We start from the raw sequence: 18,488 nt of genomic DNA, 5'->3' as shown, positions 1-18,488 counted from the left end.
CGGGGACAGGACCGGGGACCTGGAATCCGCGCCGGGACCACGTGCCCGTCCGCGCGCCGCGGCGGGGCCGTCCGGCGGATCCGGGGGAGCGCACCGCATCAGAACTTCACCTCCACTATGCTCATCGCGCGGTGATCGCGACCGACCGGCCCGCAACGGGCGCCCGTACGGATCCGGGCACGGGCGGCGGGATCACGCGCACGCGGCCTCTCCCAACGGGTAAGGGCAGCACCCATCGGCACCGGACGAGTGGACAGATGAGCGACTACCGGTACTACGAATTCCTCGCGCTGGACCGCCCGCTGACCCCCGGCGAGCAGTCCGAGGTCCGCGCCCTGTCCGCCGAGGCGGACGTCACCGCGACCGCCTTCACCGGCGAGTACAAGTCCGACGACTTCGGCGGCGACCCTGCCGCGATGATTGAGCGCTACTACGACGCTCACCTGTACGCCGACGGCTCCGGCACCCGCCAGGTGATGCTGCGGCTGCCGACGGAGGCCCTCGACCTCGGCGCCGCCGAGCCCTACCTGCTCGACGAGCAGGTCGAGGCGTGGGTCTCGGGCTCGGGCGACCACCTCGTCATCGAACTGCTGAGCGAGGAGGGCGACGGCGAGGACGATGACGACGACGGCTCGCTGGCGCTCATCGCCGAGGTGCGCGCCGACCTGGCCTCCGGCGACCTGCGTCCCCTCTACATCGCCTGGCTGGCGGCGGTCGGCACGTGGGAGCGCGACGAGAACGCCTTCGACGAGGAATTCGAGGACGAGACCGAACCGCCCGTCCCCGCCGGCCTGGCCTCCCCGACCCCGTCCCAGCAGGCGCTCGCCGCGTTCCTGCGCCTGGACCCCGACCTGCTCGCGACGGCCGCCACCGCCAGCGCCCCCGAACGCACCGCCGACCCCGGGAAACTGGCCGAGTGGATCGCGGCTCTGCCTGCGAGCGAGAAGGACGCGCTGCTGCTACGCGTCACCGGCGGCGAGGCCGGATCCGCCCGCCTGGAACTACTCCGCCGCTTCCACAACACAGCCGAGCCCCCCGCCGACACTCTCACCCGCCGTACGGTGGCCGAACTACTGGACGCGGCAGCGGAGGCCCGGAGCTCGGCCGGGCGCTGACGGAACCACGGCCCGGGCTCCGGACCGTGGGTGACGTCCCGGGAGCCCCGCCGGTGACGGCCCGGAGCCTGGTCATCGGTGACGGCTCGGCACGGTCAGGGTTCGAACGTCGCGTCACGCTGATACAGACGGTCCAGGCTCGTCGGCGGTTCACAGGATGGGAAGGCGAGACGGCGCGCGCGGGGCATACCCGCGCCGACGTCCAGACGAGTACCCATCAGAGAGCTGAACGCCCCGCTGAGCCCGATCATCCGGAGGCTGGAGACCGCCCAGACCCCGGGCTGAGCCGTGTGACCGGCCCGGCCGCGGGTCCGTCGTCCTCCTGCCACGGGTTCGCCCTCCCGTGGCAGGATTCGTCCCCGCGGTTCGTCAGGTCGCGGCGGGCGCGTCGCCGTCCGCTGAGACAAGGGCGCCGCTGAACTGGGCGGAGTACAGGCGGTGGTAGGCGCCGCGGGCCTCCAGCAGTTCCTCGTGCGTGCCGTGCTCGACGATGCGGCCCGCCTCCATCACCAGGATGAGGTCGGCGTCGCGGATCGTCGACAGCCGGTGGGCGATGACGAAGCTCGTGCGGTCGGTGCGCAGGGCGGCCATGGCGTGCTGGACCAGCACCTCCGTGCGCGTGTCGACCGAGCTGGTGGCCTCGTCGAGGATCAGCAGGGACGGGTTGGCGAGGAAGGCGCGGGCGATGGTGAGAAGCTGCTTCTCGCCGGCGCTGACGTTGCCGCCCTCCTCGTCGATCACCGTGTCGTAGCCGTCGGGCAGGGTGCGGACGAACCGGTCGACGTACGTCGCCCGCGCCGCCGCGTGCACCTGCTCGTCGGTGGCGTCCGGGTTGCCGTAGGCGATGTTGTCGCGGATCGTCCCGCCGAACAGCCACGTGTCCTGGAGCACCATGCCGATGTGCGAACGCAGGTCCTCGCGGCGCATCGCCGTGATGTCGACGCCGTCCAGCGTGATGCGCCCGCCGTCCAGTTCGTAGAAGCGCATGATGAGGTTGACCAGGGTGGTCTTCCCCGCGCCGGTCGGGCCGACGATGGCGATCGTGTGCCCGGGGTCCGCCACCAGGGACAGGTCCTCGATGAGGGGCTGCTCCGGGTCGTAGCGGAAGGACACGTGCTCGAACTCGACGCGCCCGCGCCGGGCGGCGGGCAGCGCCGGGTCGGCGGGGTCGGGGGTCTGTTCCTCGGCGTCCAGCAGCTCGAAGACCCGCTCGGCCGACGCCACGCCGGACTGCAGCAGGTTGGTCATCGAGGCGACCTGGGTCAGCGGCTGGGTGAACTGCCGGGAGTACTGGATGAACGCCTGGACGTCGCCGAGGCTCATCGTCCCGGTGGCGACCCGCAGCCCTCCGACGACGGCGATGGCGACGTAGTTGAGGTTGCCGATGAACATCATCATCGGCATGACGATGCCGGAGATGAACTGGGCGCCGAACCCGGCCTTGTACAACTGCTCGTTGCGCTCCCCGAACACCTCTTCGACCTCGGGCCCGCGTCCGAACACCTTGACCAGTTCGTGGCCGGTGAACGCCTCCTCGATGTGGGCGTTGAGGGTGCCGGTGTGCGCCCACTGTGCGACGAAGAGTTTCTGCGAGCGCTTGGCGACGAGCGCGGTGACGATCATCGACAGCGGGATCGTCACCAGGGCGATCAGCGCGAGCAGCGGCGAGATGAAGATCATCATCGCCAGCACGCCGATCACGGTCAGCAGCGAGGTGAGAAGCTGGCTCAGCGTCTGCTGCAGGGTCTGGGACACGTTGTCGATGTCGTTGGTGACGCGGCTGAGCAGCTCGCCGCGCGGCTGGCCGTCGAAGAACTTCAGGGGCAGCCGGTTCATCTTGTCCTCGACGTCCGACCGCAGCCGGTACACCGTCCGCTGCGTGACGTCGTTGAGCAGGTAGCCCTGCAGCCACATGAACAGCGACGCCGCGACGAACAGCACCAGCGCCCAGACCAGCGCCGTGCCGAGCGCGCCGAAGTCGATGCCCTGGCCGGGGACGAGGTCCATCCGGGCGAGCATGTCGGCGAAGTTGCCGTTGCCGGACGCGCGGGCGGCCTCGACCGCCTGCTCGGGGGTCGTCCCAGCGGGCAACTGCCTGCTGACGATGCCGCTGAAGATGAGGTCCGTCGCGCGGCCGAGGATCTTCGGGCCGATGACGGCGAAGACCACGCTGATCACGGCGAGGGCGATGACGGCGATGATCCTCGCACGTTCGGGGCGCAGCCGGCCGATCAGCCGCCGGGCCGAGGGCCCGAAGTTCATCGACTTCTCCGCGGGCATCCCGCCCCCGAAGGGCCCCCGCCCGAACGGGCCACCCCCTGCGGGCGGCCGTGGACGCGCGGGCGCCGCGGTCCGGTCGCTCATTTCGCCCCCTCTTCGCGGCCGGTGTGCATCCGGCTCATACTGCGCTCCCGGCGGTCACCTGGGACTCCACGATCTCGACGTAGGTCGGGCAGGTCTCCAGTAGTTGCTCGTGCGTCCCGATGCCGGCGATCACGCCGTCGTCCAGGACGATGATCTGGTCGGCGTCGGCGATGGTGGACACCCGCTGGCCGACGATGACGACGGCGGCCTCGGCCGTGTGCGGACGCAGGGCCGCGCGCAGCCGGGCGTCGGTGGCCAGGTCCAGGGCCGAGAACGAGTCGTCGAACAGGTAGATCTCGGGCTTGCTGACCAGCGCCCGGGCTATCGAGAGCCGCTGCCGCTGCCCGCCGGACACGTTCGTGCCGCCCTGCGAGATCGGCGCCTCCAGGCCCTCGGGCATCGCCTCGACGAAGTCGCGCGCCTGGGCGACCTCCAGCGCCTCCCACAGTTCCTCGTCGGTGGCGTTCGGGTTGCCGTACCGCAGGTTGCTCGCGACGGTGCCGGTGAACAGGTACGGCTTCTGGGGCACCAGGCCGATGCGCGTCCACAGCATCTGGGGTTCCAGCTCCCGGACGTCGACGCCGTCGACCAGGACGGCCCCGGCCGTGGCGTCGAACAGCCGCGGCACCAGCGAGACGAGCGTGGTCTTGCCCGAGCCGGTGCTGCCGATGACGGCGGTGGTCTGCCCCGCGGCGGCGCGGAACGAGATGCCCGACAGCACCGGCGCCGCCGCGCCCGGGTAGCGGAACTCGACGTCGCGCATCTCCAGCTCGGCGCGCGTGCCCACCTGCCGTACCGGCCGCTCGGCCGGGCGTACGGACGACTCGGTGTCCAGGACCTCGCCGATGCGCTCGGCGCAGACGGCGGCGCGCGGGATCATGATCGAGATGAAGGTGGCCATCATCATCGACATCAGGATCTGCATCAGGTACATGAGGAACGCGGTGAGGGCGCCGATCTGCATCTCCCCGTTGTCCACCCGGGCGGCGCCGAACCACAGGACGGCGACGCTGGAGGCGTTGAAGATCAGCATCACGGTGGGGAAGATCAGCACGGTCAGCCGTCCCACGATCAGCGCCGTCCCGGTCAGGTCGTCGTTCGCCTGGGCGAACCTGCGCGTCTCCTCACGTTCCCGGACGAACGCCCGCACGACGCGGATGCCGGTCAACTGCTCGCGCAGCACCTGGTTGACCGCGTCGATGCGCGTCTGCATCGACCGGAACTGGGGGACCATGCGGGAGACGATCAGCCCGATCGCGATGAGCAGCGCCGGGACGCACACTAGCATCAGCCACGACAGCCCGATGTCCTGCTTCAGCGCCATGATGATGCCGCCGAGCCCCATGATCGGCGCGGCCACCAGCATGGTGCACGTCATGACGACGAGCATCTGGACCTGCTGCACGTCGTTGGTCGTCCGGGTGATCAGGGACGGCGCCCCGAACTGCGAGACCTCCCGGGTGGAGAACCCGAGCACCCGGTGGAACACCGCCGACCGGACGTCGCGCCCGAATCCGGCCGCCACCTTGGCCCCGTAGTAGACGGCTGCCACCGAACAGGCGATCTGCACCAGCGACACAGCGAGCATCCACCCACCGGCGGACAGGATGTAGCCGGTGTCCCCGGCGGCGACGCCATGGTCGATGATGTCGGCGTTCAGGCTCGGCAGGTACAACGACGCGATGGTGCCCACCAGCTGGAACAGCACGACGGCGGCCAGCGCCGCCGAGTAGGGCCTCAGGTGGATGCGCAGCAGGCGGCTCAACATGGGTGCGCCCTCGTGGAGACGGCGCGGTGGGGTGTCGAAATCACGCGGAACACGCTATAGGAGCACGTAGCTCACGCACCTGGGATTTTTCCCCCGGCGGAATGGCAGGACGAACCGCCTCGCGTGCCGATACGTTTGTCACAGGGGGCAGAAGGCTGCGGGCGGCTCGACGGCGGCGCCGTCCAGATGCCGCATCCCGTCTACGGCGACGCGATCGGCCTCCTGTACGAGCCGGAGGTCATCGTGGCGTTCGACTGGGCCACAAGGCAGACCTGGACCGGCTCCGCCGCCGGTTCGACGGCGAGCGCCCGGCGGCCTGACGAGGCCACCGGGCGGACGCCGTCCCGGTACCGCTCCCGGGTGGTCTACGCACTCACGGCCTGGTCGGCCATCCGTACGGCGATCTCCACGGCCAGGCATACGACGAAGGACGCCCCGACGGCCTCCGCGACCACGGGCAGCGCGACGGCCGCCAGCGGCCACAGGGCACGCAGGAGTCGCTGCACGTCGGTGCTCACCAGCAGCCGGGGCAGCGTGATCGTGATGGTCATGGCGGACCTCCTCTGCTTGCGCAAGGGGGAACGCCCCGCGGAAGCACCGCCGCACGCTGCACGCGGTGGAGACCGTGGCGGGCTCTACCTCAGCCGTGCCGACGCGGGCGATGGGTGCGGGGTGTCACGGAACGGGACGGTCGACTATGGCAATCGCCATCCATTTCGCTTCACCTCCTCGTCCTCACACCGCCCGCGGGCACGCCTCGGCGCCCGCGCACGCGCCGTCTCGACGGCGGACCGATGAATGACCAGCACCCCTCATGTAAGAGCTTCGGCACTGCGCGGCGTGATCCCTTGATGGGAAGCCACCTGGGGTCACCCCTTAAGCCGGGGAAACCTGTCCTGACCCTGGGCATCTCTCGATGTCGTGGGGTCAGTGGCCTGTGTCCGCGCGGACGCCTCACCGAACGAGGTGCCACCTATCCAGGACACCCCCTTCCCCCCACCACCGTCAAGCGCGGCGCGGAAGATCTCCCTGGATGTGGCGGACATCCAGGACCAGGAGGATCGCCCGTCACCGCGCCTCCGCACGAGCCCTTTCCTGCCCCGGGTGGGATGCCGGTGGCGAGCGGGGCGGTTCACGCGGTGCGGCGCGCCGGCGGGGTGAGGGTGTCGCGGGTCCAGGAGCCCAGGACCAGCAGCGTCTTGGTGCCGGTGACGTCCCCGGCCCGGCGGAGCCGATCGATGACCTGCTGGAGGTGGCCGAGGTCGCGGACGCGGACCTGGATGAGCGCGTCGGGATCGCCGGCGATCGTGTAGACCGCCTGCACCTCCGGCGCGTCGGCGGCCGTGCGGACGATCTGGCCGACCGGGGTGGTGCCGGGGTAGCGAAGCTCGGTGAAGGCTTCGATGCCCCAGCCGAGCTTGGCGTAGTCGATCTGCACGGAGAAGCCGGTGATCACGCCGATTTCCCGCAGCCGGTCCACGCGCCTCTTGACCGCGGCCACCGACAGCCCGATCTCGGTGGCCATCTCGGAGAAGGTCCGCCGCCCGTCCTCGCGCAGCAGTCGCAGCACCCGGTGATCGATGTCGTCCAGGTCAGGCATGGTGGAGCCCCTCTCTATCGCGCAAAGAACACTATCCATTCCAAGCAATGGCGCAAAGGGTTTGCGTGTTATTGCGCTTTTGTCCGCCGATACTTGCGTGCAGGTCAACCGCGTTGCTGTGCTTGGGGTGCCCTTACCAAGCCAGGAGGTTCGCGTGAGCGTGGGTCCCGCCACAGTGTCGCTTGACGACAAGTACACGGCCACGGCCGGTCGTGTTCTCATCTCTGGTATCCAGGCCCTGGTCCGCCTCACGCTGGAGCAGCGCCGCCTGGACCAGGAGCATGGCCTGAACACGCAGGTCTTCGTCTCGGGCTACCAGGGCTCGCCCCTGGCCGGAGTGGACATGGAGATGGGCCGGGCCGCGAGGTTCCTGGACCCGGCGGGCGTGGTGTTCCAACCCGGGCTGAACGAGGAGCTGGCGGCGACCGCGGTGGCCGGCACCCAGTTGCTCGACCAGGTGCCCGGGCGGCGGCACGAAGGGGTGACGGGCTTCTGGTACGGCAAGAACCCGGGCCTGGACCGAGCCGCCGACGCGATCCGGCACGGCAACCTGGCGGGCACCTCAGCACTCGGCGGCGCGGTGGCCTGGATCGGTGACGACCCGGGCAGCAAGTCCTCGACCGTGCCCAGCTCGTGCGAACCGATGTGCCAGAGCCTGTCGATGCCCCTGCTCGCTCCCGGCTCCGTGGCGGAGATCATCGAGTTCGGGCTGCACGCCGTGGCCCTGTCGAGGGCCACCGGTCTGTGGACCGGCCTGAAGATCATCGCTGACGTCGCCGACGCGTCGGCCACCGTCGACCTCGACCGGCTTCGCGACGGTGTCCCCGCCCCCGTGCCCGCCGACCGGGGCCCGTCATCCGTCCTGGTCGGCCCGGCCTCGCTGGACGCCGAACACGACATGCTGACGCGCAGGCTCGACCTCGCCCGTGCCTACGCCCGCGCGAACGGCCTGAACAAGGTGACGTTCGCCGCGCGGCGTGCCCGGCTCGGCATCCTCGCCTCCGGCACCGCCTACGCGGTGGTTCAGCGCGCCCTGGAAGACCTCGGCCTGGACGAGGCGGCGATGGACGACCTCGGGCTGCGGCTCATCAAGCTCGCGATGCCGTTCCCCCTCGACCACGGCGACCTGGCCGCCATGACCGCCGACCTTGAGCGCGTGCTCGTGGTGGAGGACAAGGTGCCGTTCCTGGAGGGCCAGCTGAAGCAGGCGCTGTACGGCGGGGAGCGCACGCCGGTCGTGGTGGGCCGGGAGCTGCTGACCACCCGCGGCACCCTCGGCGCCGACGACATCGCCAAGGCGCTGGCCGCGTGCGTCGGGGCGGACAGGCTGCCCAGGGCGGCCGTCCGCCTGTCCCGCCCGAAGCGCTCACGCGGCCTCCTGCCGATCGTCGCCGCGCGCACCCCCTACTTCTGCTCCGGCTGCCCGCACAACGCCTCCACTCGCACCGCCGACGACACGCTGGTCGGTGTCGGCATCGGCTGCCACATCATGATCGCTCTCGACGGACACGGGCGCGGCACCCAGATCGGCATCACCCAGATGGGCGGCGAGGGCGCGCAGTGGATCGGCCTGGCGCCGTTCACCGATGACCGGCACTTCGTGCAGAACCTCGGCGACGGCACCTTCCATCATTCGGGCTCCCTGGCCATCCGCGCCGCCGTCGCCGCCGGTGTGCCGATCACGTACAAGCTGCTCTACAACGACGCCGTGGCCATGACCGGAGGCCAGCGCGCCGAGGGCCGCCTCGACGTGCCCGCGCTGACCCGGGCGCTGGCCGCCGAGGGGGTCCGCCGCATCATCGTCACGACGGCGGAACCGCAGACCTACCGGGGCGTCCGGCTGGCGCCGATCGCCGGCGTGCGGCACCGCGACGACCTCCCCGCCGTGGAGAAGGAACTCGCCGGGCTCGACGGGGTGACCGTGCTCATCCATGACGACCGCTGCGCGGCCGAGGAGCGCCGGCTGCGCAAGCGTGGCAAGCTGCCCACCCCGACGGCCAAGGTCGTCGTCAACAAGCGGGTCTGCGAAGGCTGCGGCGACTGCGGAGACGTCTCGTCCTGCCTGTCGGTGCAGCCGGTGGAGACCGAATTCGGCCGCAAGACCCACATCCACCAGTCATCGTGCAACTCCGATCTGAGCTGCCTCAAGGGAGACTGCCCGTCGTTCCTGCTCGTGGAGCCGGGCACCCGCCGCGCCCGGCAGGTGCCGCCGCTGCCGGTGGAACTCACCGAACCGGCACCGAGGTTCCCCGGCAGGCCGGTGCTGCTGCGGATACCCGGCATCGGCGGCACCGGCGTCGTCACGGTCTCGCAGATCCTGCAGATGGCCGCGCACCTCGAAGGCCTGCACGCGGCCGGGCTGGAGCAGACGGGGCTCGCGCAGAAGGGGGGTCCCGTCGTCAGCGACGTGCGCATCTCGCCGCGGCCCGTCGCCGGCGCGGTGCGGGCCTCCCACGGCGCAGCCGACGTGCTGATCGGGTTCGACCTGCTCGGCGCCGCCGCCGACGGCAACCTCGCCGTCGCGTCTCCCGAGCACACGATCGCCGTCGTCAGCACCGCCGTGGTCCCCACCGCCGCCATGGTCACCGGCCGCGCCGCGATGCCCGGCTCGCCCGCCGACGCGATCGTCCGCATCGAGTCGGCCACCCGGTCCGCCGACAACCTCTACCTCGACGCCCACGGCCTGGCCGAGGCGCTGTTCGCCGACCACATGCCCGCCAACATGCTCCTGCTCGGCGCCGCGTACCAGCACGGTTGCCTGCCCGTTTCAGCCGAGGCCATCGAGCGTGCCATCCGGCTCAACAAGGCCGCCGCCGACCAGAACCTGGCGGCCTTCCGCTGGGGCCGCGCCGCCGTCGTGGACCGCGAGGCGGTGCTCCGGGCCGCCGACCCTTCGGCGGCGGTCTCCGCCTCCACCGGCGAGGCCCTGTCGGACGTGCTGGCCGTGCGGATCGCCGACCTGACCGGCTACCAGAACTCGGCCTACGCCGACTCGTACGCCGAAGACGTGCGCCGCGTCGCCGCGCTCGCCGCCGAACGCGCAGGGGAGGAAGCCGGCACGCGCATCGGCCTGGCCTATGCCCGCGGCCTGCACAAGCTCATGGCCTACAAGGACGAGTACGAGGTCGCCCGGCTGCACCTCGACCCGGCCGAGCGAGCCTGGCGCGACCACGAGTTCGGTCCGGACGCCGTCGTGTCGGTGCTGCTGCACCCGCCGCTGCTGCGCGCCATGGGCATGAAACGCAAGATCAGGCTGCGCCGTAGCGCCGGGGCGTTGTTCCGCGTGCTGCGCGCGGCCCGCGTGCTGCGCGGCACCGCTCTCGACGTCTTCGGCTACGCACGGGTACGCCGGGTCGAACGCGAACTCGTCGGTGAGTACCGGGAGATGGTGCGCGAGGGACTGGACCGGCTCACGCCGGGCACCGCCGACGACGTCGCCACCCTCGCGGCCCTGCCGGAGGTGATCCGCGGCTACGAGGACATCAAGCTCGCCCGCGTCACCGAGTTCCGCGACCGCGCCGCCACCGCTCTGGCCCAGTTGAGCGCCGAGCGCCCGGCGGTGACCCGTACGAACCGCCCCCAGGAGTAGACCGTGACCGTCGATGCGTCCTGCACGCGGCGGTTCGTCCCGGCGTCCGGGGTATCACCCCGGACGGTGCCGGAGATCCGCCCTACTCATGCGGGCAGGCGGGGCACGCCCGACAACTCGGCCTCGGTGCTGTTCTCCGGCCACACCGTCGGCTCGGGGTATCCGGCGGCGATGCCCCGCAGTCCGGCCCGTACCAGCGTGCCGATCACCAGCCATGCGATGCCGGCCACCGGCAGCACCACCTCCCAGCGAGGGATGGCGGAGCGGCCGGAGAAGGTGAAGGCGATGACGCCGACGCCTGCCACGGCGTACGCGACGAGGACGCGCAGCACGCCGAGGGTGGCGAACCAGTAGTGGGCGTCGAGGGCACCGACCCCGGCCGCCCAGACGACGACGTCGAGGACGAGCGTGACGAGGGCGACGGCGACCAGGGCGGCGCGGGGAGACCGGTGCGAGGGTCGACGCGGGAGAGAGCCTTCGGCCCGAAAACGTCACGGGAGAGAGCGAAGAGCATGCGGGCGGCGGCCGCAGAGGAGGACAGCGGGCTCGCGAACGCCGACGCCACCGCGGTGAAGGCCACCACGAGGGCGAACCACGACGGTCGGCGCGCTGACGCCGGCACGTTGCGCGAGCTCGTGGGTGGATCCCAGACCCGCCGACGGATAGTGCGCCAGCAGAGCCCGCGCGACCTTGCGCTCCCCGGCCGACAGCTGTCCCATGCGGCCGCGGATCCGCTCGGCGACGCTGGAACTCGTGGCCGCGCCACCTGCAACACTCATGTGCCTGCTCTCCTCACATCACGCCCGGTGCAAGGTAAAGCTTCACCGACCGGCACGCCGCTTGACGATCCGCCTCCCTCAACGTAGTCGCGCGAGACATCGTTCACACGGGGCCGGGCGCCCCACCCCGCTCATCCACCCCGAAGCCGCCGCCGAACCGCGCCGCCTCCCTTGGGACGGTCTGGCCAGGGATTTCGGCTTCGACGCGCCCCTCCAAGAGACAGAACAGTGCTACGCAAAAGCCCGTGAATCAGCAGAGATCGAGCGCGACGTGGCGGCTGCTGCCGGTACGGTCAGGGTCATCCGTGCGAAGGAGATCACCATCATGCGCGAGGCCGGGCACAGCGACGTGACGTTCGGGAGCAGGGTACGCGGCTGCCTTCTCGGCGGGGCGATCGGTGACGCGCTCGGGGCGCCCATCGAGTTCGACTCCATCGCCGCCATCCGTCACCGGCACGGGGATGCGGGGCTGAGCGACCTCGTTCCCGATCGGCGCGGCGAGATCGGCCTGATCACCGACGACACCCAGATGACGCTGTTCACCGTCGAGGGCCTGATCCGTGCGGGCGTCCGTGCACGGGAACGAGGCTTCTGCGCCGAGGTGGACGTCGTGCGTAACGCGTACCTTCGCTGGCTCGACACCCAGCAGCACAAGTCCCCGCCGCCCGAGGACGGGCTCGTCCGCAGCGGCCGGCTGCGCGGGCAGACCTGGCTCTACGACCGCCGTGCGCCGGGCAACGCCTGCCTGTCCGGCCTGCGCCACGAACCCGGCCCTCCGGCCGTGGCGGGCGCGGCCGGCACGGTCAACCCCGATTCCAAGGGGTGCGGCACGGTCATGCGCTCGGCCCCGTTCGGCCTGGCGTGCCGCGAACCACGCGACGCCTTCCGCCTGGCGGCGGCCTGCGCCCAGATCACCCACGGCCATCCGACCGGCTACCTCGCCGCGGGGGCCTTCGCGGCGCTCGTGTTCTTCCTCGCTCAGGGCCACACGCTGGCGGACGCCGTCCAAGAGGCCCTCGACCTGCTCTCCGGGCACCCCGGACACGAAGAGACCACCGCCGCGATCCAGGCCGCGGTCGCCCTGGCCTCGGAGAATGACCCGACGCCCGAGGCGGTGGAAACGCTCGGCGGCGCCTGGGTCGCCGAAGAGGCGCTCGCGATCGCCGTCTACTGCGCCCTGGTCCACGTACACGATGTCGAGCGCGCGCTGCTGCTGGCCGTCAACCACTCCGGCGACAGCGACTCGACCGGTGCCATCTGCGGCAACATCCTCGGAGCCAGCCACGGCGAGACGGCCCTGCCCCGGCACTGGCTCTCGCGACTGGAAGGCCGCGACACCATCACCGAACTCGCCGACGATTTCACCACCTGGTTCTCCGGCGGAGATCTCCCCCGGGGCAGGTACCCCGGCTCCTGAGCAGTGGGTAGCTTGCTGCCATGAGCGAGCTCGACGAACTGGCCGAACGGCTGCGGCGCTTCGCCCAGGCCCGGGACTGGGAGCAGTTCCACACACCGAAGAACCTGGCGATGGCGCTGGCAGGGGAGGTCGGGGAACTGCTCGCCGAGTTCCAGTGGCTGACGCCCGCGGAATCCTCCGCGGTCATGGACGATCCTGAGGCGTCCGCGCGCGTCCGCTCAGAAGTCGGCGACGTGATGATCTTCCTGCTCCGCCTGTCCGACACCCTCCAGATCGACCTCGTCCAAGCAGCACACACGAAACTGGACGAGAGCGAGAAGCGCTACACGGTCGAACACTACCGAGGCTCCGCGCGAAAGGCCCCACCGCTCACCTGAGAAGCGCACGGGCCGGGAGCCCTCGTCGTACGGCGACCTACCCGAACACGTATCACGAGGTGAGCGCCCCCGCCGGCCTCATCCGGGAAGGAGACGCGCACCTGGCGGGCTGGGCTACGGCTGTTCGAGGCAAGCCTCAAGAGAACCGGCGGACACCAGGCCCGGCCGCCCGCTAGGATGGCGGCCCGCCTTCTCCGTCACTCCATGAGACTCAGCCATGTCACTCAGCGTTTATGGGTCGTTGCTCGGCCAGCTCAATCGTCCCGTGGAGCCATGGCGGGCGTCGCTCGTGCGGGATGCCGCGGATGTGTGGAGCAGGCCCGGCTTCGACACGTTCCTGTCCCTGCCCAGGCTGGGTTTCGAGCCCTTCGACTACCAGGTCTCCGCCGCGAAGACGGTGCTGCGCCGCATGCGAGGGCGGGCCATCCTGGCCGACGAGGTCGGCCTGGGCAAGACCATCGAGGCCGGGCTTGTGCTGTCGGAGTTGCGCGCCCGGGGCCTCGCCGCTCGTTCACTCGTCGTCACCCCTACGGGGCTGGTCGGCCAGTGGTGCGAGGAGCTCGGCCGTAAGTTCGGACTGCCCACCACCGTGGCCACCGGCAAGGGCTGGGACGAGGACGGAGCCGTCGTGGTCGCCTCACTGGCCACCGGCCGACGCGATCCGCTGCGTTCCAGGCTCACCGCCGAACCATGGGACTTGGTGATCATCGACGAGGCGCACCGCGTACGCGGCGTACGCAGCGCCTCGGGAAAGCTGGCCAGGGAGTTGCGCGGCCGCTACTACCTGCTGCTCACCGCCACCCCCGTCGAGAACAAGCTGCAGGACCTCTATGAGCTGGTCAGCATCGTCTCACCCGGCCTGCTCGGCACTGCGGCTCAGTTCAAGTCCAGGCACGGCAGCGGCCCGCACAGTCCGCGTGACCCCGCCGAGCTTCGAGCCCGGACCCGTGAGGTCATGGTGCGGCACCGCCGCAGCGAGGTCTCGGTGCTGCTGCCACAGCGGTTGGCCGAGACCGTCCTGGTCGCGCCGGCCGAGGAGGAGGCGGCGTTCTACTCCGCTCTGCTGCGGCGGATCCGTGCCGAGGCCGGCGACGCTCCGCACAGCCACCGGTTCACGCTACGCGCGCTCGCCAAGCTGGCCGGTTCCAGTCCTGCGGCGGCCGCGCCCACGTTGGCCAAGATCGGCTGGGATGAGCTCGCGTCGGCGGCGCGAGCCGTACAGCGACATGAGAAGACGGCCGAGCTGGTGCACCGCCTGAAGCCGTTCGTCGAACGGGAGGAGAAGGTCCTCGTCTTCACCGCCTACCGCCAGACCCTGGACAGCCTCGCCCAGGCCCTGGAGAAGGAAGGAATCCCCGCCGCCGTGTACCACGGCAGTCTGTCCCGGCACGACAAGGACAAGGCGGTCGCCTCATTCCAGGACGAGGTGCCGGTGCTGCTGTCGACCGAGTCGGCGGGCGAGGGGCGCAACCTGCAGTTCTGCCACGTGATGGTCAACATGGACCTGCCGTGGAACCCGATGCAGATCGAACAGCGGCTGGGCCGGTTGCACCGGGTCGGCCAGACCCACGACGTGCTCCTCACCAACCTGGTCGCTCGCGGCACGATCGAACAGCGCATCCTGCATGTCCTGGAAAAGAAGATCAACCTGTTCGAGCTGGTGGTCGGGGAGCTCGACATGATCCTCGGCCGGGTCGACGACGACTTCGACTTCGAGGAGTCCGTCTTCGACGCCTTCGTCTCGGCCGGAGACGACGACGACTTCGGAGACCGGCTGGAGTCACTGGGTGACGATCTGGCCCGGGCCCGCACCGATTATCTTGCCGGCCGGGGCGCGATCGACGCCCTGGTCGGTGACGACTGAGGAGACAATGGATCCGGCACTGCGTTTCTGGTTGCGCTACGTCGAGGCCGAAGGCGGGCTGGCCGAGCCCGTGACGGACGGCAACCTGGTGTTGCTGCCACCCGCCCTGGCGCAGGAGTTCGACCTGCCCGCCGAACTCACCGTGACCTCCGACCCCGAAGCGGCTCGCGAGGACGGCCTGACCTTCATGGCCACCGGCCACCCCGCGCTCAGCCGGGCCGCCGACCTGGTGCTGACGCGAGGGGACGCCGGGATCGTGGCACTCGCTCCACCGGCGTCCGTACCACCCAGCGCCGACGTACTGCTGGCCAAGGCCCGCGACCAGTTCCCCGTCGACCACGGCAGGATCGACCCCGCCGGCTCCACCGTGGCGACGGTCCGCCCGATGCTCCGGGCGGGCGTTCTGATCACCTACGCGCTGTCGTCGGAGGACCACTTCCAGGAACGAGCGGAGTGCTGGCTGGACATCCGGTCCCGGCTGCCGCTGCCGGGCGAGTGGATGCCCAAGCTCCTGCGGCTCCCGCCCGCCCAGCCACGGGCGGACCTGCCGAGCGGGGTCGAGGAGGCGCTCACCGAGACGCACCGCATGATCGAGGCGGCCGCGCTCATCAGGCGTGACGCGCTCGCCGGACAGTTCCGAACGGCGTACGAGCAGGAGCGGCAGCGAGCCCGCGACTACTACGACGACCAGATCACCTCCATCGAGAACCGGCTCCGCGGCGCCGACGCGGAGCGGGCCGCGCTCCTGGCCGCGCGACTCACGGCCACACGGGAAGAACGTACTCGGCGGCTCGACGAGATCGCCGAGAAGTACCAGGCCCATCACGAGATCCGACCGTTCCAGCTGCATGTCGTGCAGGTGCCGGCGATCCGGCTCCCGGTTCACGTGCTGCGCGGTTCACGGCGCTACCCGCTGGTACTCGACTACCTGACCCCGGTCGGTATGTTCGCCGCGCTGCGCTGCCCGAGTTGCGGGACGCCGGAGCCGCTGGTCGCCGGGAAGACCAAGCTGGGCTGCGAGTCCTGTCTGGCCAAGCCCTCCGACCCCGTGACGCCGCCTCCGCGGATCGAACCCGTCGCGGCGAAGCCCGCCGTATCCATCTCCGCCCAGGCGGCCACGACCACGCCTGCCATCAGAGCCGCCGGGAAGCAGCAGGTCCTCCCGCCCAAGGCGAAATCACAGGCCACGCCGAAAGCAGGCGAGAAACTCGCTCGCGAGTTCTGGACCTCGGTCGTCCGGGGCAACCCGGCCCTCGGCGGCCTTCTCATGCCCGACTCTCCGGCCGCGACCCTGTTCCGGTTGTATGGCGTGAACGGCCCCGAAACGCTCTTCGGGATGGGGGCACGCCCGACGGGCCACACGGCGAAAGCCTGCCGGCCGCACCCCGAGCAACCGGAGGCGGTGAGCGGCCAGGTCCGGGAAGGCGACTACCTCTACGGGTACCAGATCACCTGGCGGCTCGACGGGTCGACCGCCCTGGCCGAGGAACTGCTGCCGAACGTCAACGAACCGGGCCACAGACTGCACCCGCATTGGATGCTCATGCAAGGTCTTGGCCGGGCTACGCGGAACCTGCCGGCCCCCCGCGGCCTGGACCAGGTGGAACGGCTCATCTGGAAACACTCAATGCCCTACCACGGCCTGCCGTTGGTCCTGCGGATGCTCACCGCCTGGCAGCGCATCTCCGACCAGGACGCGGTGTTCCACACGCATCAGCCGAAGGCGGTCGCGGCCGCGATCGACCGCATGGTGATCTACCGGGCTGGAGATCGCGGCCACTACAACGAGGTCGCCGAACTGTACCGCGTCGCCGAGGACGCCGTCCGAGCCGCCGACAAGACCCTGGCCCGCCGACTCCAACTGTCCTCGACCCGACTCTGGTGAAGATTGCAGCCGACCGGTCGTGAGGAAGGCCCAGGAGCTAGATGTGCCAGTAGGCCCATTGGGCCTACCTGGATTCGAACCAGGTGAGGGGGTTCTCTCCTGGTCGACGACCCCGAGGGGTGGCTCTCGGGCATCGTCGGCATCCGCGCCGAACTCGCCGCGGGCGACCTACGGCCGCTGTATCTTGCCTGGCTCGCCGCGGTCGGCACCTGGGAGCGGGACGAAGAAGCGTTCGACGACGACATGGAAGACGAGCTGGAGCCACCCCTCCCCGCGGGTCTGGGCTCGCTCACCGCGGCTCAGCAGGCCCTCGCCGACTTCCTGCGCCTCGACGCCGACCTGCTCGCGACCGCCGCGACGGCCAGCCCCAAGGCACCCAGCGGCCGAGACGATCCAAGGAAGCCGACCCGGTGGATCGCGGACCTGCCGGAGAAGGACAAGAACGCACTGCTCCTCCGCGCCGCCCGAGGTGACGCCGGGCAGGTGCACATGGAGCTGCTCCGCCGCTTCAAGGGCGAGACGGACACCGGCGCCAAGAGCGACACCACCCCACGCAGCGTGGCCGAACTCCTGGACGCCACCGCCGCCACCCGCGAGAACCGCGAGCGTCGCACGGCGGCCAGGTAGCCGGCGAGCAGCCCGCTGCGCAGCCGGTGAAACTCCGAAAGGCTCGCCGCAAGAGATCATGCCCGCCGGGGCTCGAGCAACCTGCAAAACCTCACTGATCGTGACGGTACATTTACCCTGTGCTGACCAATGTCTACGTCGACGGGTTCAATCTTTTCTATGGGCGCCTCAAGGGCAGCCCATGCAAGTGGCTGAACCTCGACGCCCTCGCCCGTCGACTCCTCCCCGATCACGAGATCCACCGCATCCGCTACTTCACGGCCAAGGTCGTGTCCTGGCCTGACGACCCGGACAAACACAACCGACAGGACCTCTACCTGCGAGCTCTGGCCACCATCCCCCACCTCAATGTCCATCTGGGCAGGTTCCAAGTCAGCCGCACGCGGATGCGCCTGGCCGAACCGCCCCTCACGGGCCCGGCCACTGTCGAAGTGATCAAGGTCGAGGAGAAGGGGACGGACGTCAATCTCGGCGCGTACCTGATGGCGGACGCTCTCACCCATGACTGTGAGTTCGCCGTCGTGATCAGCAATGACGCGGATCTCGCCGAACCCATCCGCATGGCCTGCCACGACTATCGGGTGCCGGTCGGGCTCTTCACCCCCGGCCGGCTCTCCTCCGCCAGTTGGCATCTGCGGCAGATCCCGCCGGCATTCTTCCGACAGATCAAGCAACAGGCCCTCGTGGTCTGCCAATTTCCCGAAAAGCTCTACGACCACGAGGGCGTCTTCCGACGCCCCGCACTCTGGGACCCTGAACTCTGGGAGAGATAAGTGAGGCCCCGTCCAATGGGCGGGGCCTTCAACCACCGACACGAGTTCGGTGGCGCTGTTGAAGCCAGTAAACAGGCCCGTCTCCGTGTCTGTCAACTCACTCTGAGCAACGCGAAAAGGTCCGTCACGACACAGCCAGACGAAGAGGCCACAAGCCTAGACATCCGCGGCGGCCATAGCCCACGGTCTGGGCCCGGGTTGGGCCCGGGTCAGCGGGATCGACCCGGTCTGCGGGTTGATGTACGGATCGCACTTGGTGGGGTCATCCTTGCTGGGGCGGCAGTTCTTGCCCGGCTGCACCTGTCCCCACCAGCGCAGCTTGACGGAGTC

The 18,488-nt window shown here is 70.2% G+C and carries 14 protein-coding genes and 1 riboswitch; of the genes, 8 read left to right on the top strand and 6 right to left on the bottom strand.

The window, feature by feature from the left end; genetic code table 11:
- The first annotated feature begins 257 nt into the window (after nucleotides 1-257).
- The gene (locus AB0M95_RS33630) at nucleotides 258-1,115 is read left to right on the top strand and encodes a hypothetical protein (RefSeq protein ID WP_363773473.1); all 858 of its coding nucleotides are present in this window, start codon (nucleotides 258-260) and stop codon (nucleotides 1,113-1,115) included.
- A 369-nt stretch (nucleotides 1,116-1,484) separates the two neighbouring features.
- Here AB0M95_RS33630 and AB0M95_RS33625 read toward each other — a convergent pair whose 3' ends face one another.
- From AB0M95_RS33625 to AB0M95_RS33610, 4 genes are all read right to left on the bottom strand, one after another.
- Nucleotides 1,485-3,377, bottom strand: a complete 1,893-nt coding sequence (locus AB0M95_RS33625; protein ID WP_363773470.1) for an ABC transporter ATP-binding protein — start codon at nucleotides 3,375-3,377, stop codon at nucleotides 1,485-1,487.
- A 136-nt stretch (nucleotides 3,378-3,513) separates the two neighbouring features.
- Nucleotides 3,514-5,247, bottom strand: a complete 1,734-nt coding sequence (locus AB0M95_RS33620) for an ABC transporter ATP-binding protein (RefSeq protein WP_363773467.1) — start codon at nucleotides 5,245-5,247, stop codon at nucleotides 3,514-3,516.
- A 365-nt stretch (nucleotides 5,248-5,612) separates the two neighbouring features.
- Nucleotides 5,613-5,798, bottom strand: coding sequence for a hypothetical protein (locus AB0M95_RS33615; protein WP_363773464.1), 186 nt, complete (start codon nucleotides 5,796-5,798; stop codon nucleotides 5,613-5,615).
- A gap of 251 nt (nucleotides 5,799-6,049) precedes the next feature.
- Nucleotides 6,050-6,220: riboswitch (M-box (ykoK) riboswitch) on the bottom strand.
- A gap of 159 nt (nucleotides 6,221-6,379) precedes the next feature.
- Nucleotides 6,380-6,847, bottom strand: a complete 468-nt coding sequence (locus AB0M95_RS33610; protein ID WP_358526363.1) for an Lrp/AsnC family transcriptional regulator — start codon at nucleotides 6,845-6,847, stop codon at nucleotides 6,380-6,382.
- 154 nt (nucleotides 6,848-7,001) lie between these two features.
- Between AB0M95_RS33610 and AB0M95_RS33605 the strand changes: the two genes are divergently transcribed.
- The gene (locus tag AB0M95_RS33605) at nucleotides 7,002-10,436 is read left to right on the top strand and encodes an indolepyruvate ferredoxin oxidoreductase family protein (RefSeq protein WP_363773461.1); all 3,435 of its coding nucleotides are present in this window, start codon (nucleotides 7,002-7,004) and stop codon (nucleotides 10,434-10,436) included.
- A gap of 86 nt (nucleotides 10,437-10,522) precedes the next feature.
- Here the strand turns inward: AB0M95_RS33605 and AB0M95_RS33600 are convergent, their stop codons facing one another.
- Together AB0M95_RS33600 and AB0M95_RS33595 are read right to left on the bottom strand one after the other, a co-directional pair.
- The gene (locus AB0M95_RS33600) at nucleotides 10,523-10,768 is read right to left on the bottom strand and encodes a hypothetical protein (RefSeq protein WP_363773459.1); all 246 of its coding nucleotides are present in this window, start codon (nucleotides 10,766-10,768) and stop codon (nucleotides 10,523-10,525) included.
- Between the two features lie 159 nt (nucleotides 10,769-10,927).
- Nucleotides 10,928-11,215 carry a hypothetical protein gene (locus tag AB0M95_RS33595; protein ID WP_363773458.1) on the bottom strand — a complete coding sequence of 96 codons (288 nt, stop codon included), beginning with the start codon at nucleotides 11,213-11,215 and terminating at the stop codon, nucleotides 10,928-10,930.
- 271 nt (nucleotides 11,216-11,486) lie between these two features.
- Between AB0M95_RS33595 and AB0M95_RS33590 the strand changes: the two genes are divergently transcribed.
- The 6 genes from AB0M95_RS33590 (at nucleotide 11,487) to AB0M95_RS33565 (ending at nucleotide 18,158) form a co-directional block, all read left to right on the top strand.
- On the top strand, nucleotides 11,487-12,632 hold the full coding sequence (locus AB0M95_RS33590; protein ID WP_363773456.1) for an ADP-ribosylglycohydrolase family protein: 1,146 nt from the start codon (nucleotides 11,487-11,489) through the stop codon (nucleotides 12,630-12,632).
- 20 nt (nucleotides 12,633-12,652) lie between these two features.
- Entirely contained in the window at nucleotides 12,653-13,009 is a 357-nt protein-coding gene (locus tag AB0M95_RS33585; protein WP_363773454.1) for a nucleotide pyrophosphohydrolase, read from the top strand.
- 217 nt (nucleotides 13,010-13,226) lie between these two features.
- A complete protein-coding gene (locus AB0M95_RS33580) occupies nucleotides 13,227-14,873 on the top strand; it encodes a DEAD/DEAH box helicase (RefSeq protein ID WP_363773451.1) in 1,647 nt (548 codons plus the stop codon).
- 7 nt (nucleotides 14,874-14,880) lie between these two features.
- Entirely contained in the window at nucleotides 14,881-16,758 is a 1,878-nt protein-coding gene (locus AB0M95_RS33575; protein WP_363773448.1) for a hypothetical protein, read from the top strand.
- 243 nt (nucleotides 16,759-17,001) lie between these two features.
- Nucleotides 17,002-17,385 (top strand): hypothetical protein, encoded by a 384-nt coding sequence (locus AB0M95_RS33570; RefSeq protein ID WP_363773445.1) that lies wholly within the window; start codon nucleotides 17,002-17,004, stop codon nucleotides 17,383-17,385.
- 119 nt (nucleotides 17,386-17,504) lie between these two features.
- Nucleotides 17,505-18,158, top strand: coding sequence for an NYN domain-containing protein (locus AB0M95_RS33565; protein ID WP_363773442.1), 654 nt, complete (start codon nucleotides 17,505-17,507; stop codon nucleotides 18,156-18,158).
- Nucleotides 18,159-18,488: the final 330 nt, after the last annotated feature.

The organism is Sphaerisporangium sp. NPDC051017 (genome assembly GCF_040683095.1).
Taxonomy (GTDB): Bacteria; Actinomycetota; Actinomycetes; order Streptosporangiales; family Streptosporangiaceae; genus Sphaerisporangium.
The sequence above is the reverse complement of the archived record's forward strand: the minus strand, read 5'-3'. Positions and strand labels throughout refer to the sequence as shown.

Coding starts and splice junctions, on each gene's coding strand:
- AB0M95_RS33580 (WP_363773451.1), top strand. CDS start 13,227: ATGTCACTCAGCGTTTATGGGTCGTTGCTCGGCCAGCTCAATCGTCCC.
- AB0M95_RS33595 (WP_363773458.1), bottom strand. CDS start 11,215: ATGAGTGTTGCAGGTGGCGCGGCCACGAGTTCCAGCGTCGCCGAGCGG.
- AB0M95_RS33575 (WP_363773448.1), top strand. CDS start 14,881: ATGGATCCGGCACTGCGTTTCTGGTTGCGCTACGTCGAGGCCGAAGGC.
- AB0M95_RS33625 (WP_363773470.1), bottom strand. CDS start 3,377: ATGAACTTCGGGCCCTCGGCCCGGCGGCTGATCGGCCGGCTGCGCCCC.
- AB0M95_RS33620 (WP_363773467.1), bottom strand. CDS start 5,247: ATGTTGAGCCGCCTGCTGCGCATCCACCTGAGGCCCTACTCGGCGGCG.
- AB0M95_RS33630 (WP_363773473.1), top strand. CDS start 258: ATGAGCGACTACCGGTACTACGAATTCCTCGCGCTGGACCGCCCGCTG.
- AB0M95_RS33615 (WP_363773464.1), bottom strand. CDS start 5,798: ATGACCATCACGATCACGCTGCCCCGGCTGCTGGTGAGCACCGACGTG.
- AB0M95_RS33585 (WP_363773454.1), top strand. CDS start 12,653: ATGAGCGAGCTCGACGAACTGGCCGAACGGCTGCGGCGCTTCGCCCAG.
- AB0M95_RS33610 (WP_358526363.1), bottom strand. CDS start 6,847: ATGCCTGACCTGGACGACATCGATCACCGGGTGCTGCGACTGCTGCGC.
- AB0M95_RS33570 (WP_363773445.1), top strand. CDS start 17,002: ATGGAAGACGAGCTGGAGCCACCCCTCCCCGCGGGTCTGGGCTCGCTC.